Source organism: Gardnerella vaginalis, assembly GCF_001563665.1.
GTDB lineage: Bacteria > Actinomycetota > Actinomycetes > Actinomycetales > Bifidobacteriaceae > Bifidobacterium > Bifidobacterium vaginale_A.
The window spans coordinates 77,024-92,967 of the sequence record NZ_KQ961853.1 but is presented as its reverse complement, the minus strand read 5'-3'; the positions used below and the strand labels follow the sequence as shown (position 1 = coordinate 92,967).

The window sequence follows — 15,944 nt, the reverse complement described above, 5'->3', positions numbered from 1 at the left end:
AGTTTTAGTTTAGTTTAAGTTATGCGATTTATTAAACTGATTTGATTATTTAATTGCACTGTATTTTTTAAATAGAGATTTTAGATAAAGTAAATATTAAATTAGCCATTAGATACTTAAATATCTAATGGCTAATTTCGTTTTTGAGAATTTTAGCGACTTTTGCTATCTCAATTTTATCTAACTTAGTTTAATCTAACTTAGTTAGACTTATCTTCGTTTGTTTCAGTGTTGCTATCTTTAGTATCGCTAGATTTAGCGTCATAGAATAGTTCATTGTTTGCTGATGAATCTAATTCTTCGATACGCAAATTTGAATTTGCATCACTTACGTTTGCAACTGTATTCATTGAATAGTCTTTTATCAATTTGCCAAGTAATATTACAAGTCCAACGATTGCAGATGCAAAAATAGGCGCTACCCAGAATACCCATAATTTACTTGATGGAGATTCGAGAAGTGTTTGGGTGAATACTTTGAAAGACTTGAATTTCAGCATATTGCAAGTTATTACAAATGCAATACCAGTTGAGCGAGCAGGATTTAATCCGACTCCTGTAATAGGGTACGTAATCAAAGCGCCTAATGCGTAAACAATACCCATTGTGCTTGAGAAATTCTTTTTGTATTTTCCATTATTTTTAGTCAAAATAATATAAGCTGAAACAATTAAGATAACTGCAATTATTTCTATTACTATAGCTGTAGTAACTTCAAACGATAGATTTACGCTCTTAAGCAGGTTTGCAGACATAGAAGAGCTTCCATAGCCGTTTGCTACTGAAGAGAACCATGTTTTAATCGGTAAAGAATTTGAATGAGGGAGAATCAAAATAAGAACTAAAGCTGAGAATATTGATCCTAATACTTGAGCTACGATGTAAAGTAATTCAATAAGACGGCTTCTGCCAATAAGTATAGAAGTAATAGTTATTGCAGGATTAAAATGCCCGTTTGAAATTCTTCCGAAAGTTCCAAGTACTGCAGCGTATGCGATTGCTGTTGTAACAACAGTAAAAAGAACTCCAACTCCAGTTAAGGACGTGTTAAGACTGTTGAAAACAAAAATAATAGTTGAGAAGAAGTAAATTGTAAAAGTTATAAAAGCAGTTCCAATAAATTCTACACCAAAACGAGTTAAAATATCGATTTTATTTGGTGATTTTTTTGAATCTATAGTGTCCATAAAAATCCTAACTTTCTAATGTGCGATATTTCGCGCGATTGTTAAACGATTGCTATAGTATCACGGCTATGCCATAGGCTAATATAGAAACTCATGATAATTTCATATTTTTAATGAAATTATTACAAATATAATTACAAATATAATTAAAAATAATAAAAATCATGTTTATGAGTAGTAGTTCTGTTGCACTATTTGCTGATATTTATAGATATGAATAATGCAAATAATGCAAATAATGCAAAGAGTTACTATTCTTGAGGTCACGTTGGGAGAACGATGCCAAACGCATATTCCCGCGCCAATCAGGCGCAACAAGAAGCCACAAACGCCATTCGACTGCAAAAGCTACTTGCTGAAGCGGGATTTGGTTCACGCCGCAAGTGTGAAGAAATTATTCTAGATGGTCGTGTTGAAGTTGATGATGAGCTAGTTACAACACTTGGTACAAGAGTTGATCCTAAGCGTCAAAAAGTGCGTGTTGATGGTTCGCGAGTTAAATTTAATACAAAACTTGTGACACTTGCGTTACATAAGCCGAAGCGTGTTTTAAGCGCAATGGATGATCCTAAAGGTCGATTTACGCTCAGAGATATTGTTGGTGACAAATACGATCGAATTTTTCATATGGGTCGTTTAGATTACGATTCTGAAGGTCTTATTTTAATGACTAATGATGGTGAGTTAAGCCAGCATGTTATGCATCCAAAATATGAAGTTGAGAAAACTTATATTGCAACAGTAGAAGGAAAAATTAACGGTCTTGTGTGCAGACGTTTAGTTTCACAAGGTGTTAATCTTGAAGACGGTTGGATTAAATTAGATCGTTGTGCAATAATCGATCAAAATCATGATACGACAATTGTAAAAGTTGTATTGCACTCTGGTAAAAATCGTATAGTACGCAGAATTTTTGGTGCTGTAGGTTTTCCTGTAAAGCGCTTAGTTCGTACACAAATAGGTCCTATTAAACTCGGGGATTTAAAAGCTGGATCTTATCGTGTGCTTTCGCAAACTGAAGTGCGCTCGCTTTCTAAGGAGGTTGGTCTGTGATTTGTGTAGCTATTGATGGGCCAGCAGGAGTAGGTAAATCTTCAACTTCTCGTGCTTTAGCTAAATACTATGGTTTTGCGTATTTAGATACAGGTGCAATGTATAGAGCTGCTGCATGGTGGTGTTTGAAGAAAGGTATTGATCTAAGTGAACAACTTTCTTTAGACGAAGAAGGTAAGCCAACAAATTCTGCGGATATTGAGCGTTTTAACAAAATAGTTGAATCTGTTGGTGAGTTATTTACAGATGATCATGTGAAGTTTAACGTTGATCCTGAAAATCCTATAGTTGTAGTTGATGGTGAAGATATTAGCGATAAATTGCGTCTTTGCGAAGTTTCTTCTACTGTTTCTACTGTTTCTTCAATACCTTCAGTTCGCAGAATGCTTATTGCTGCTCAGCGTGCATATATTGCTGAACAGTCAGAAGAAGACTCTTTTTCTAAAGGTGAAGGAATAGTTGCAGAAGGCCGCGATATCACTACTGTTGTAGCTCCTAATGCTCAAGTTCGAGTATTGCTTACAGCTAGAGAAGATGTGCGTCAAGCTAGAAGAAATAAACAAGATATTTCGCAAGCCAATTTGCAAAATAATGAATCTGAAGAAGACAATATTAGCGCTCGCGATGCTAAAGATTCTAAAGTTACGAGTTTTCTCTCAGCTGCAGATGGTGTTACAACGCTTGATAATTCTGATTTAACGTTTGATGAAACTTTGAATGCTCTTGTTGGAATAGTTGATGATGCTATTGAGCAGGATGAGTATGATCGTTATGTAGCAAATCTTGAAGGTTATGATCTTGACGATGAAGATCGTGAGCTTCTTAGCGGAGATTTTGCAGGTAGTGACGAGCAAAAGGATTCTCAGGCTGTTGGTGTAATCGCCGTAATTGGTAGGCCAAATGTTGGAAAATCAACACTAGTAAACAGAATTTTAGGTCACAGAGTTGCAGTTGTTGAAGATACTCCAGGTGTGACTCGTGATCGAGTAAGTTACGATGCTGAATGGGCTGGAACTAACTTTAAGTTGGTTGACACTGGAGGATGGGAAGCTGACGTTGAAGGTATAGATTCCTCTATAGCTCAGCAAGCTCAAGTAGCTGTACGCTTAAGTGATGCTATTATTTTTCTAGTCGATGGTCAAGTTGGTTTAACAGCAACAGATGAGCGTATTGTTTCTCTTCTTCGCGCTGCAGGAAAACCTATTACGTTGGCTGTTAACAAAGTTGACGATGCTAGAAGTGAGTATTTGACTGCAGAGTTTTGGAAGCTTGGAATGGGTGAGCCATATGGAATCTCTGCAATGCACGGAAGAGGCGTTGGTGATTTGCTTGACGCAGCTCTTGCATCTTTGAAGAAAGCTAATAAAACTTCTGGATTCTTAACTCCGCAAGGTCTTCGTAGAGTTGCTTTAGTCGGGCGTCCAAACGTTGGTAAATCGTCGCTTTTAAATCATTTAGCTAATGAAGAACGTGCTGTTGTAAACGATTTAGCTGGAACTACTCGTGACCCTATTGATGAAGTTGTGCGAGTTGATGGCGAAGACTGGCTTTTTATTGATACTGCTGGCATTAAGAGAAGACCGCATAAGCTTACTGGAGCAGAATACTATTCTTCACTTCGTACGCAAGCTGCAATTGAGCGCTGTGAACTTGCTTTAATTCTTTTTGACTCTTCTCAGCCTATTGCAGAGCAGGATTTGAAAGTTATGAGCCAAGCGGTAGATGCAGGTAGATCAATCGTGCTTGTGTTTAACAAGTGGGATTTAATGGATGAGTTTTCAAGACAACGTATGGAACGCTTGTGGAAAACTGAATTTGATCGTGTAACTTGGGCTGAGCGTGTTAATCTTTCTGCAAAAACTGGATGGCATACAAATCGTCTTGCGCGCGCTATGCGAACTGCTTTAAACAGTTGGGATAAGCGTATTCCTACAGGAAAATTAAACGCTTTCTTAGGACGTATTCAGTCTGCTCATCCTCATCCTCTTCGTGGCGGAAAACAAGCGCGAATTTTGTTTGCAACACAAGCTTCAACTAAGCCTCCTCGTTTTGTGATTTTTGCAACAGGATTCCTTGAGCATAGTTACCGCCGTTTTATTGAGAGGTCTTTGCGCGAAGAATTTGGATTCGAAGGAACACCAATTCAAATCTCTGTGAAAGTTAGAGATAAGAAGAAACGTAAATAGCAAATAAAATAAGTGGATATTGTGTGATGTAATTTGCGTGATATCCACTTGCTAATTTTGCAAAATAAATATTTCATAAAGCGTGGGGTAAAGGTGAAATATGACTGTGTTAAGCGAGTTAGCTCTTGATTTGCATCATGCTAGCGAAGATGAAATTTTTCAAGCATTCGTTGATTGGGTTAAAACTAATAAGCATGTAGATTTGTGGCAGCATCAAGAAGAATCCATTATGGATTTACTTGCAGGAGATCATGTAATCTTAAACACTCCAACTGGTTCAGGAAAATCATTAGTTGCACTTGGAATGCATTTTGCTGCACTTGCAACAGGCAGACGCTCATACTATACAGCTCCAATCAAGGCACTTGTATCTGAAAAATTCTTCGATTTAGTATCGATTTTTGGTCGAGATAATGTTGGTATGATCACAGGTGACTCGCATATTAACACAGATGCTCCAATAATTTGTTGCACTGCAGAAATATTAGCGAACCAAGCTTTACGAGAAGGTGCAAACGCTGAAGTTGATTGCGTTGCAATGGATGAATTCCACTATTATGGAGATCCAGAGCGCGGATGGGCTTGGCAAGTGCCGCTACTAACACTAGCTAACACTCAATTTTTACTTATGAGTGCAACTCTTGGAGATGTAACAGATATTGCTGAGCGCTTAGAGAAAACAACAAGACGAAGCGTTGATATTATTGCGAACGCTCCTAGACCAATTCCGCTTGAATATGAGTACACTGATAAGCCTCTTGCTACAACTGTTGAATTATTATTTAATAAAGGTTTAACACCAATCTATGTAGTACATTTTTCGCAAGATTCAGCTCTTGAAACTGCTCAAGCACTCGCTAGTACAGGAGTTTCAAGTAAAGAACAGCGCGATAAAATCGCACAAGCTATTAAAGGCACAAAATTTACTACAGGTTTTGGAAAAATTTTGCAAAGAATTTTAAGAACTGGTGTTGGTGTGCATCATGCAGGCATGCTTCCGCGCTATCGTAGACTTGTTGAACAGTTAGCGCAGCAAGGATTACTTCCTGTTATTTGTGGTACAGATACTTTAGGTGTTGGAATTAACGTGCCAATTCACTCTGTTGTTTTAACTTCTCTTACAAAATTTGATGGAAATCGTAGTCGTAAACTTCGCGCTCGTGAATTTCATCAAATTGCAGGCCGTGCAGGCAGAATGGGATTTGATACTGAGGGCTTAGTAGTTGCAGAGGCTCCAGAGTTCGAGATTGAGAATGCTCGCTCTGTTGCAAAAGCTGGAAATGATCCTAAAAAGCTTAAAAAAGTTAAGAGAAAGAAAGCTCCAGAAGGATTTGTTGTCTGGAGCGAGCAAACGTTTAATAAGCTTATTGAAAGTAATCCTGAAACGTTGAATCCTCATATGGTTGTTACTCACTCAATGGTGTTGAATGAAGTTGCTCAAGGTGGGGATGCTCGCGCTAGAGTAGAAAAACTTATTGAAGATAGTGCGCAAAAGATACAAGATAAAGAGAAACTTCTTGAGAGGTGCGATAATATTTTCCAAACTTTATTAGATACAAAAGTAATTGAATGTTTTAAGCGTCAAGATGGAACTTATGATTATGAGCTTGACGTTACTATTCCAGAAGGATTTGCGCTAGATCAGCCGCTTTCTCCATTTTTGCTTGCTGCTTTAGAACTTCTTGACCCAGAGTCTCAAAGTTACTCTCTTGATGTTATTTCTATTGTTGAATCTACTTTAGATGATCCTAAGCCTGTTTTGCGCTCGCAGGAGCGTAAAGCGCGCGATGCAGCTATGTCCTCTATGAAAGATGATGGCATTGATTATGAAGAGCGCATGGAGCGTTTAGCTGAAGTTAGCTATCCTAAGCCACTTGAGGATTTGCTAACTCCTGCTTTTTTGCAATATCGTAATGATGTTCCTTGGGCTAATGATTATTGGATTAAGCCTAAATCTGTTCTTCGAGATATGGTCGAAACGGCTTGCGATTTTAATGGTTATATTTCGCGTTATGGCATTGCTAGAAGTGAAGGAACGTTGTTGCGTTATCTTTCAGATGCTTACCGTTCTCTTGCGCGTACTGTGCCAAAAGACAAGCTTAATGATGAATTGCGAGATATTATTTCTTGGCTTCGCATTGTTGTGCGTTCTATTGATTCTAGTTTGCTTGATGAGTGGGAGAGTGCAGGTGGATCGGATGCTGAAGCTAATGCTGTAACTACGGCAGCTCCATCAACTTCAGAATCTGTGGTTGAAGATCGAAGAGGACTTATTGTTCTTATTCGAAATGCTATGTTTCGTAGAGTTCAACTTATGGATCTAGAAGATTCTGATACTCTTGGTGAGCTTGATAAAGCTTGGGGTTATGGTGTTCACGAGTGGAATGATGTTCTTGATGAATACTATGAGGATCACGAGTATGTTGGTATTGATGCTAAAGCTCGTAGTGGTGACTTGTTTATTTTGGATGATTCATTAGAGAAAAGTGAACATACTTGGAAAGTTCGACAGATAATCGATGATTCAGATGGCGATCATAATTGGGCTATTACTGGAATTGTAGATTTAGATGCTACACAAGATACAGGCGAAGTTGTGTTCTTTGACTACAGTGTGTCGCATGTATAGCATTGTTTTATATATGTTTTTAGTAAAATCTAAAAAATATCGAACGTTTGTTCTATAGATTGTGTATACTTAGATTATGGTTCAGGATTTGTTTTCGTCAATGAGCGCGTCTAGTGATGTAACTCGCCCTCTTGCTGTTCGTATGCGTCCAAGTGCAATTGAAGATGTGCTTGGTCAATCGCATGCTCTTAAGCCCGGTTCTCCTTTGCGTAGACTTGCTGATCCTCAATCTGAATATTGTCTTACTTCTCCAAGTTCTATTATTTTGTTTGGACCTCCGGGAGTTGGTAAAACTACTCTTGCTCATATTGTCGCTCGGCAATCTGGACGTGTTTTTGAAGAGCTTTCTGCTGTAACTTCAGGAGTAAAAGATGTGCGAGAAGTATTAGATCGAGCTCATGAGCGTTTAGTTAGCAAAGGTCTAGAAACAGTACTGTTTATTGATGAAGTGCATCGTTTTTCTAAATCTCAGCAAGATGCTTTGCTTCCAAGCGTAGAAAATCGTGATGTAACTTTTATTGGAGCTACTACAGAAAATCCAAGTTTTTCAATTATTAAACCACTACTTAGTAGATCTGTAGTTGTTAAGCTTGAATCGCTAAGTGTTGAAGATTTACATGAGCTTATTAAGAGGGCTATTGTTAGCGAGCGCGGTTTTAATAATCAAATTGAAATTGAAGATGATGCAATAGATTTTATTATTCGCTTGAGCGCTGGGGACGCTCGTAAGACTCTTACTATTTTAGAAGCTGCAGCTGGAGCGATTACAGGAAATTCTATTCACAAGCCTGGCGAAAATAAGCCTGTAATTAGTGCGGATATTGTTTCAAGAGTAGCTGACGTAAATATTGTCAGATATGACAAAGATGGTGATGATCATTACGATGTTATTTCTGCTTTCATTAAGTCAATGCGAGGAAGTGACGTAGATGCATCTTTGCACTATTTAGCTCGCATGATTAGAGCAGGTGAAGATCCTCGTTTTATTGCAAGACGAATTATGATTGCAGCTGCTGAAGAAGTTGGTATGGCAGCTCCGCAAATTTTGCAAGTAACTGTTGCTGCAGCTCAAGCTGTTGCGCTAGTAGGTATGCCTGAAGCGAGAATTATTCTTTCAGAGGCTGTTATTGCTGTAGCTACAGCTCCTAAATCTAATGCTAGTTATAATGCTATAAATCAAGCTTTGCAAGATATTGATTCTGGAAATATTGGTCAAGTCCCACTTCATTTGCGTAATGCTCCAACAAAATTGATGAAAACTTGGGGTAATCATGAAGGTTATAAATATGCGCACGATTATCCTGGGGCAATAGTTTCACAACAATACTTGCCTGATGAATTGGTTGGTCGCAAATATTACAATCCTTCAGATCGCGGTTATGAACATGAACTATTACAACGTGTATCTCAAATCCGTAATATTCTTAATAAGAGTGATGATTCTGATTAAGCATGTTGGATACTGATATTTGTGTAGAATATTTTATAGTTTTAATTATGTAAAATGTTTCAATGTTTTGCATAAGTGTATTTTATACTTTTAAGCTCGCTTTATAGAAGTGACGAAAGAGAGATGTGGCAATGAAGAAGCACGGTTTTATAATTTATTGCGTTGTTCCTATCGTTTCTATAATTCAAATAGTTATTTCTGCTCTCGTTTTTCGTTCTTCAATAATTTTCTTCGGTGATTATCCGTATTTTATGAGGAGTTTAATAACAAATCCTATTTTAAGTAATCTAAGGGGTCGTAACCCAGAAGATTTGGCTATTGCTGCTGGTAAGGAATATAAGAACGTATTAGAGAATATAAATCAATACGAGTTTAGCGGAGTTCCTCGAGGCGATTACAACTATGCAATATGGGATGTAAATAGCGATGGAATAGATGATTTAATATTAACTGATTTTTATAAAGTAAAAAATGATTCAGGATATTATGTTACTAGATCTGCTACAAAAGTATTTTCTTATGATGGTAAAAAATTGAATGTTATGAATGGAGTTATACATTCGATTCAAAACAAGTTTGAAAGTTCCACTTTGTTCTTTTATAGGAATCATAGAGGATTAGTTCTTTATATTCCTGAAAGTGAACAGTGGTATGAAAAGATGAAGAGTAATACTCTTGGGAAAAATGAAGTATTCCCATGGAGAGAAGTTTCGTATAGATTCTTTGGAACTAAGATTAAAACTAAGACTAAAGTTGTTAAAAATCCTCTTCCTAAGAATGAGAATGATGAAGCTGAAATGTCTGATGTAACTGCGCCATCTTATATTCCAGTTTCTGATTTAACAGATGTAAATAGTCTTATAAATATTAAAAAACGTGATTATTGGACTCAAGTTAATGCTAAACAAAAATTGAAATGGCAAGAAGATGGATACCAAGTTTTTACTGGAGTAGTTGAAAAAATTAATATGTATCAATCGTATGATTTCCCTGGTACTTCTCCTGAAGACTCTGGGATTAGTATTGATAATTATATGAGTTCTTCTTCTGGTTCTAGTAATACTATAGTTTTGACTTTAGATTCTCCTCGCTCAGCTGCATCACATTGTAACGGTACTGAATGTGGGTATAGACCTATGCAGAATGAAATTCGTAAAGTTGCAATAGTACTTAGTAATAGTAGTAGTGATAAGAATGATGATGATTTCACTCGTTATATTGGCAAGAAAACTATTGTTGCAACTAAAAGTATGTATGTTACAGCAGCAGATTTTCCTTGGAATCAGCCAATAATTAGTTCTTCTGAATACACAATAGTTAAGTTAATGAATCCTGTTGTTGAAGATTCTACAGTTTACAATAAGTAGTTTCTACAATAAATGAATTTGCTAAATTTGTAACAGATTCATTGAAGTATTCTATTACTTACCTTATAGAGTAGCTCACAAAGTATCAGTCTATTCTTTAATAAGCATAATATGATTAGTGTTTTCTCGAGGTGATACTCTAAACAGCACAAAACGATTTCCGATAACTTGTACAACTTCAGCTTTAAGTTTTTCTGCTAACTTTATTGCTGCTTCTTTTGCGCTTAATCCTGAACCATCTTGTACAGCGCATTTCATGAGTTCATGATATTGCATCGTTTCATCAGCTTGTTTTATTGCAGCTTCTGTAATGTCGTTTTTGCCAATATAAAGCATAGGACTTAAAGTGTTTGCTAAAGCGCGCAATTGTTTAATTTGCTTTTTAGTTAATGGCATATGTCCTCCAAAAGTATACATAATTGGTTTTAAATAATCATGTTAATTTCAATGCTTATCGGATTATACATCTAACCATGCTAATCCAATATTCTATTGTTTTTATTAAAAGTAATTTTGTAAATTTGTATTCATAAAATATTTGTAGTTTTAGCAATAAGAATTGTAATAATTATGCTAAAAATTGCTAAAGCAATATCTCTAAATCTTATTTTTAAAACGTGAAAGTGTGTGCGTGCTTCTTGCGGAATGTAGCATCTAGAATCTAAAGCTAATCCAAGATTATATGCATGCCTAATTACACCTGCAAATCCTGGAATAATAAGAGATGTCATTGCTTGAAGTCTTTTTTTAAGCGATCCGTTTTTTATGCTTCCACCTCTAGCTGTTTGCGCAATTGAAATAGCTTTTGCTTCTTTTGAAAGAGTTGGAAGAAATCGTAATGCTAAAGTCATAATAAATGCTATTTCTTGCGTAGGTAATTTGAATACTTTAAGTGGAGAAATAATAGATGCGCATGCTTGAGTTAGTCTTGTCGGAGTGAAAGTTAATATAACAGTTAATCCAATAAGCATTGCTAAAGAAAGTCTAGTAGAGAAAAGTATTGTAAAGTTTACTCCATCAAGTGTTATAGGTATTGAAAAAAGATAAAAAAGTATGCGACCTGTTTTCACGATAAAGATATTTAGAATACTCGAAAATATGAATATTGATATGAGCACATGCAAAAACGATATTAGTTTAGAAAACTGTATTCTTGCAAAAATTGTGAGAATAAGAGTTGCAATACTAAGAATCCCAAGTTGGCTGTAATTAGTGACTCTAAAAGCGCTGAATATTAGAATAAAGCAAGAAATTAATGTGACTCTAGGGTCAAAAGAGCTTAGAAAAGGGCTTGTGGAAGAGCTGTTAGAAGTGCTTGTGGAAGAGCTGTGGATATTGTCTGTAAAATGTCTATTTTCTTTAATGGTTGATTTTTTACTTTCATCATCTTTTTCTGTTTTAATTGTAATTATTCTAGCTTTAAGAGCTTTTGCTTCATTCATATCATGCGTAATAAGCACAATAGTTATGCCCTTTTTATGTAAATCTTCTAATATTTTTCTCAATCGCATAGCTGATTCAAAATCTAAACCTGCACTAGGCTCGTCTAAAACAAGTATTTTTGGATTATATGCTAAAACTCCAGCTATAGCTACTAGACGTTGCTGTCCTCCTGAAAGTTCAAAAGGAGAAAATTGTGCTAAATGTTCAATATGTAGCATTTTCAAAGTTTCGTTTACTTTATTATTAAGTTTTTCTCCTTCTAAACCAAAATTTTTAGGACCATAAGATACGTCTTCAAATACTGTTTGCGCGAAAAGTTGCTGTTCTGGGCATTGCATAACGTAGCCAATTGTTTGCCGCAGTTTTTTAGTATTTGTTTTGTTTTCTTTAGCGTTCAAAGGAATACCTTGTATTAGAACAGTTCCAGAATCATATTTAAGTAATCCGCATATTGTTTTTGCTAAAGTTGATTTTCCTGATCCATTTTCTCCTGTAATTGCAACGATCTCTCCATGCTTTACTTTGAGAGAATAGTTATTTATTACATGTTTAGCGCGTTTAGAGTAACTAACGTTAAGATTAGATACTTCGATTGCAAATGTTTCATCATTAGTTTGATTTTGCAATAAATCTTGATTTTTTTCAGTATCAGTTTCTTTTTCGTTATCAGGTTGATTTTCGCATTTTTTAGCGTATTCGGTATCTATCGCATTTTTATAATATTCTTTTAATTCATTAGAACTTATATCGCGAATTTGACCTTTATTTACTAGAAGTATTCGATCTGCGTAAACGCATTCATCAAATTTATGTGTTATGTGAACTATTGTGAATCCGCGTTTTTGCAAATCATCAAATAGTGAATTAACGTATTGCAAAGATTTATAATCAAGCATTGATGTTGGTTCATCAAATATGAGAAGTTTTGGCTTTGTAACAATAGTACTTGCGAGCGCAATTTTTTGTTGCTGTCCTCCGCTCATATCACTAGGGTCATCATACCTGTGGTTTTCCATGCGAACAGATTCTAATGCATTTAGAATCATTTCATTCATATTTGATTGTTTTACGCATAAGTTTTCTAGTCCAAAAGCTATGTCGTCTTCGCTGATTGTTGTTATTATTTGATCTTCTGGATTTTGAAAAAGAGTTCCAATAGATTTTCTTGCAATTTTATACGCATTGGAATCAGCGTGATCTAAATCGAAAACTTTATTGCCGCATAATTGCACGAGTCCTGAATCAGGAGCTATTAAACCTGATAGTATTTTAGACAGTGTAGATTTTCCTGAACCGTTAAGTCCTACTATTACAACTCTTTCTCCATATTTAATTTTAAGATTTATTCCATTAAGAATCCATGTTTTCCCGGAATCATACGAAAAATATACGTCTTTTAATATTGCAGCAAAAGATTCTTGTTTGATATTGTTTTCTTTATTCATTATTTTAAGTTCTATTCTATTTATTAAAGCTTGCAAAAAATATTAAAGAAAGTGAAATTTATTAGATATATTATATTTAATCTAATAAATTTCACAAATACATAAAATTTAATGTTATTTTACTTATAACGCTTTAACAATTTTGAAATCGGCTTATAAATAAGAACAGTCAAAACTATATGAAGTAAAATTTTTGCTGCATTGAACGGTAATAGGATTGGAATAATAATTGATGCAACATCCGCGATAGTAAATTGAGGTAGATACAAAGGAGTAATAATCAAATTTCCAATAATTGCAATCGCAATAGATACTATGGATCCAGCTATAAGACTTAATAAAGCTCCTTTTTTAGTGCGCATTTTCTTATAAATAAATGATGCTGTAACAGATAATCCTAGTGATACTGATATAGCAATAATTGAGCCTAAAGGATTGCTTAGAATGTGTGGAGCAAATCCTAATATGCTCACGATTGCTGCTGCAGCTGGTCCGTAAGCGTATCCTGCTATCAAACAAACTATGCCTGAAGGATCGTATTTAAGATATGAAAATTGTGGTCCAGGAATAATTGGGAATTCAATAAAACTTAAAGCCATAGATAAAGCTACGAAAAGAGCATATTGTGCGATTCTTTTCGTTGACCAATAATTTGAAGTATTAGTATCTGTGCTGTGCTGTGTGTCTAAATAACCCATTAGGGCCTCCGTTTCTTCCATCCGGACTTTAACCGTTGGCTTCGGAATTTGACCGAATCAGCAGATTTTATCCGCTCGCGGGCTTCAAGATTGATCTTGCTACCGCCAGTAAGGATTTTCACCTTCCCTGAAACTACATTTCCTTTTTATAACATGGAGTGAACAATATAAAATTTGTTAAATTTTTCTGTGGCGAGGGTAAGTGCAAAAATAGGCATTATGAGCAATATGAGTAGTAGTAAATCTAGTAGTAATAACACTAAGACTAGTAGTAATAACACTAAGACTTTACTTAAAGATTCAAATAAGAGTATGAACAATAAAGTAAGAGAAAAAATGTTGCAAAGTATTGAACGATTAGCTGTTGTTGTAGTTACATATAAAAGGCAAGAGTTGTTAAAACGTTTATTTGCTTCTTTTGAGAAATTAAAAGAGTGCCCATGGCGCATTATTGTAGTTGATAATGAGAAAAGCGAGCGAACGCGTCAAATGGTTGATTCTTTAAACAAGAGTTTGACTATAAAATGGGGTAGTGCTGATGGGGATGATGACGGTAATTTTGAGCACGTTCTTTATGAGCCTCAAAAAGATAATTTAGGCGGAGCTGGTGGATTTTCCGCTGGTGTTAAAAAAGCTTATGAGATTGGTGCTAAATGGTTCTGGGTTATGGATGATGACGTAGAAACAGTTCCTGAATCTATTTCACGCTTGAGTAAATGGACTAAGAAACATTCTGTGATTCAAGGTAGTAGATTGGATTACGATGGCGGTAAATTCTATTGGCAATATGAGTTTTTAGTTCCAATGGGTATACCAAATCCATTTGCTCCTGCAGCTTTTAGTAAAGCTGGTTACAGAGTTATGAATACTATGTGCTTTGAAGGCGGATTATTCCGCAGAGATGTAGTTGAAAAAATAGGTTTCCCTGATCCTCGTTACTTTATTTATTGGGATGATACAACTTATGGTTATCTTGCTAGTAAAGTCACTAATCCTATTGTAATTCCAGATATCGTTCTACGCCGTACTCGTGATATTCCTAATTGGGATATTGCTGGAATACGCCAATTAAATTCAACATCCGATATGAATAGATATCATATTATGCGTAATCGTGGTTTTATGGCGCGATATTTTATGATTCATGGAGATTATCATCCTCTTATGTTTGCAATAGGCACTATTGCAACAGCTGCAAAAGAGTTTATTCGTTTGCTTGCTGTTGATAGAAAGCACATCATACCTGGATCAATAAGATTATTTAGTGGTTGGATTGCTTCAAGAAAGATTTTGCATGATTCTAATTGGAAACCAATGCCTTCTTTAAAGTAAATCTATAATTTTTTGTAAATGGTTTGCATTTTCGTATAATTTTTGGTTATTATACTGAGAAAAACAGTATTGCAATCGTTGGCAATAATTAAATTTGTTTTACGCGTGTCGTTCTGACGATATTGTAGAATGAACTTGATATTCCATTGTCAACACATTCAGAGGAGAGGTGTTAGCGATGATTAACACTGCACAAGCTTTCGGCGTAGATATCGGTGGTTCAGGCATTAAGGCTGCACCTGTCAATCTAGAGAAGGGTGAATTTGCTGAACCAAGGTATAAAATTCTTACTCCAGCGGTTTCTACACCTCAAGCAGTTGCGGATATTGTTCGTCAGCAACTTGAGCATTTTGAAGTAACTCCTGATATTCCTGTTGGTATTGCTTTCCCAGCTCCGATTAAGCCTGGCAAGAAGCTTGAATATATGGCAAATCTTGACCAGTCTTGGGTTGGTGTTGATGTTACAGAAGTTTTCAGTGAAGCTTGTGGAAGACCTGTTACTGTTGTAAACGATGCTGATGCTGCAGGTTTAGCAGAACAGCATTTTGGTTCTGCAAAAGATAAAGACGGTTTAGTTATTGCTACAACACTAGGAACAGGTATTGGAACAGCGTTGATTTATAACGGAGTTCTTATTCCTAATACTGAACTTGGTCACATTCAGCTTGAGAAAGGTAAAGGAGATGCAGAAAAGTATGCTGCTTCTTCTGTTCGTGAAAAGTTGGATATGGGTTATAAGAAGTGGGCTAAGCGTTTAACAAAGTACTATGGTTTGATGGAAAAGTACTTCAATCCAGATTTGTTCGTTGTAGGCGGTGGAGTAAGTAGAGTAAGTGAAAAGTTCTTGCCGCATATTGATATAAAGACGCCAATCGTTGTTGCTTCTTTGCATAATGAAGCTGGTATTATTGGCGCTGCATTTTATGCTATGCAACAGCGAGAAAAGTAATGATGTTATCGTAAACGCATTGTGTTTATGTAATAACGCATTATTGAATGTCTTTTTAAGATAAATATTGTTAGCGCTAGGCGTATTCGATTTTTAGTTTTTGCTAATTGATTTCGTCTAGCGCATTTTTATTAGATTAAATAGAAAATGTTGCGAAATAACCCAAAATAACACAGATTTTGTGTTATTTCACGAAAATTTTAAA

General features: G+C 35.7%; 11 protein-coding genes and 1 riboswitch. Of the genes, 7 read left to right on the top strand and 4 right to left on the bottom strand.

The window, feature by feature from the left end:
* Positions 1-200 precede the first annotated feature (200 nt).
* Positions 201-1,187 carry an aquaporin gene (locus HMPREF3230_RS01320; RefSeq protein WP_075523190.1) on the bottom strand — a complete coding sequence of 329 codons (987 nt, stop codon included), beginning with the start codon at positions 1,185-1,187 and terminating at the stop codon, positions 201-203.
* A 279-nt stretch (positions 1,188-1,466) separates the two neighbouring features.
* Here HMPREF3230_RS01320 and HMPREF3230_RS01315 point away from each other — a divergent pair, with 279 nt between their 5' ends.
* From HMPREF3230_RS01315 to HMPREF3230_RS01295, 5 genes are all read left to right on the top strand, one after another.
* A complete protein-coding gene (locus tag HMPREF3230_RS01315; RefSeq protein WP_075523189.1) occupies positions 1,467-2,240 on the top strand; it encodes a pseudouridine synthase in 774 nt (257 codons plus the stop codon).
* Entirely contained in the window at positions 2,237-4,426 is a 2,190-nt protein-coding gene (gene der / locus HMPREF3230_RS01310; RefSeq protein WP_075523188.1) for a bifunctional cytidylate kinase/GTPase Der, read from the top strand. Before HMPREF3230_RS01315 ends, der begins: the two co-directional genes overlap by 4 nt.
* A gap of 100 nt (positions 4,427-4,526) precedes the next feature.
* On the top strand, positions 4,527-7,055 hold the full coding sequence (locus HMPREF3230_RS01305) for a DEAD/DEAH box helicase (RefSeq protein ID WP_075523187.1): 2,529 nt from the start codon (positions 4,527-4,529) through the stop codon (positions 7,053-7,055).
* Positions 7,056-7,131: 76 nt separating this feature from the next.
* Positions 7,132-8,505: a replication-associated recombination protein A gene (locus tag HMPREF3230_RS01300; RefSeq protein WP_075523186.1), complete on the top strand. Its 1,374-nt coding sequence runs from the start codon at positions 7,132-7,134 to the stop codon at positions 8,503-8,505.
* Between the two features lie 125 nt (positions 8,506-8,630).
* Positions 8,631-9,872 (top strand): hypothetical protein, encoded by a 1,242-nt coding sequence (locus HMPREF3230_RS01295; protein WP_155642867.1) that lies wholly within the window; start codon positions 8,631-8,633, stop codon positions 9,870-9,872.
* 90 nt (positions 9,873-9,962) lie between these two features.
* Here HMPREF3230_RS01295 and HMPREF3230_RS01290 read toward each other — a convergent pair whose 3' ends face one another.
* From HMPREF3230_RS01290 to HMPREF3230_RS01280, 3 genes are all read right to left on the bottom strand, one after another.
* A complete protein-coding gene (locus tag HMPREF3230_RS01290; protein WP_075523184.1) occupies positions 9,963-10,268 on the bottom strand; it encodes a YhbY family RNA-binding protein in 306 nt (101 codons plus the stop codon).
* Positions 10,269-10,399: 131 nt separating this feature from the next.
* On the bottom strand, positions 10,400-12,760 hold the full coding sequence (locus HMPREF3230_RS01285; protein WP_155642866.1) for an energy-coupling factor transporter ATPase: 2,361 nt from the start codon (positions 12,758-12,760) through the stop codon (positions 10,400-10,402).
* Between the two features lie 119 nt (positions 12,761-12,879).
* Complete coding sequence (locus HMPREF3230_RS01280; RefSeq protein ID WP_075523182.1) at positions 12,880-13,458, bottom strand: ECF transporter S component; 579 nt, start codon at positions 13,456-13,458, stop codon at positions 12,880-12,882.
* A gap of 5 nt (positions 13,459-13,463) precedes the next feature.
* Positions 13,464-13,597: riboswitch (FMN riboswitch) on the bottom strand.
* Positions 13,598-13,770: 173 nt separating this feature from the next.
* On the opposite strand from HMPREF3230_RS01280, the gene HMPREF3230_RS01275 reads away from it, so the two are divergent.
* Both HMPREF3230_RS01275 and ppgK read left to right on the top strand, forming a co-directional pair.
* On the top strand, positions 13,771-14,790 hold the full coding sequence (locus tag HMPREF3230_RS01275) for a glycosyltransferase (RefSeq protein ID WP_075523279.1): 1,020 nt from the start codon (positions 13,771-13,773) through the stop codon (positions 14,788-14,790).
* A 178-nt stretch (positions 14,791-14,968) separates the two neighbouring features.
* On the top strand, positions 14,969-15,739 hold the full coding sequence (gene ppgK / locus HMPREF3230_RS01270; protein WP_075523181.1) for a polyphosphate--glucose phosphotransferase: 771 nt from the start codon (positions 14,969-14,971) through the stop codon (positions 15,737-15,739).
* Positions 15,740-15,944: the final 205 nt, after the last annotated feature.

Bases quoted from the DNA above. Each gene is read 5' to 3' on its own strand.
- HMPREF3230_RS01320 (WP_075523190.1), bottom strand. From the start codon at position 1,187: ATGGACACTATAGATTCAAAAAAATCACCAAATAAAATCGATATTTTA.
- HMPREF3230_RS01315 (WP_075523189.1), top strand. From the start codon at position 1,467: ATGCCAAACGCATATTCCCGCGCCAATCAGGCGCAACAAGAAGCCACA.
- HMPREF3230_RS01305 (WP_075523187.1), top strand. From the start codon at position 4,527: ATGACTGTGTTAAGCGAGTTAGCTCTTGATTTGCATCATGCTAGCGAA.
- HMPREF3230_RS01300 (WP_075523186.1), top strand. From the start codon at position 7,132: ATGGTTCAGGATTTGTTTTCGTCAATGAGCGCGTCTAGTGATGTAACT.
- HMPREF3230_RS01290 (WP_075523184.1), bottom strand. From the start codon at position 10,268: ATGCCATTAACTAAAAAGCAAATTAAACAATTGCGCGCTTTAGCAAAC.
- HMPREF3230_RS01285 (WP_155642866.1), bottom strand. From the start codon at position 12,760: ATGAATAAAGAAAACAATATCAAACAAGAATCTTTTGCTGCAATATTA.
- HMPREF3230_RS01280 (WP_075523182.1), bottom strand. From the start codon at position 13,458: ATGGGTTATTTAGACACACAGCACAGCACAGATACTAATACTTCAAAT.
- HMPREF3230_RS01275 (WP_075523279.1), top strand. From the start codon at position 13,771: ATGAACAATAAAGTAAGAGAAAAAATGTTGCAAAGTATTGAACGATTA.
- ppgK (WP_075523181.1), top strand. From the start codon at position 14,969: ATGATTAACACTGCACAAGCTTTCGGCGTAGATATCGGTGGTTCAGGC.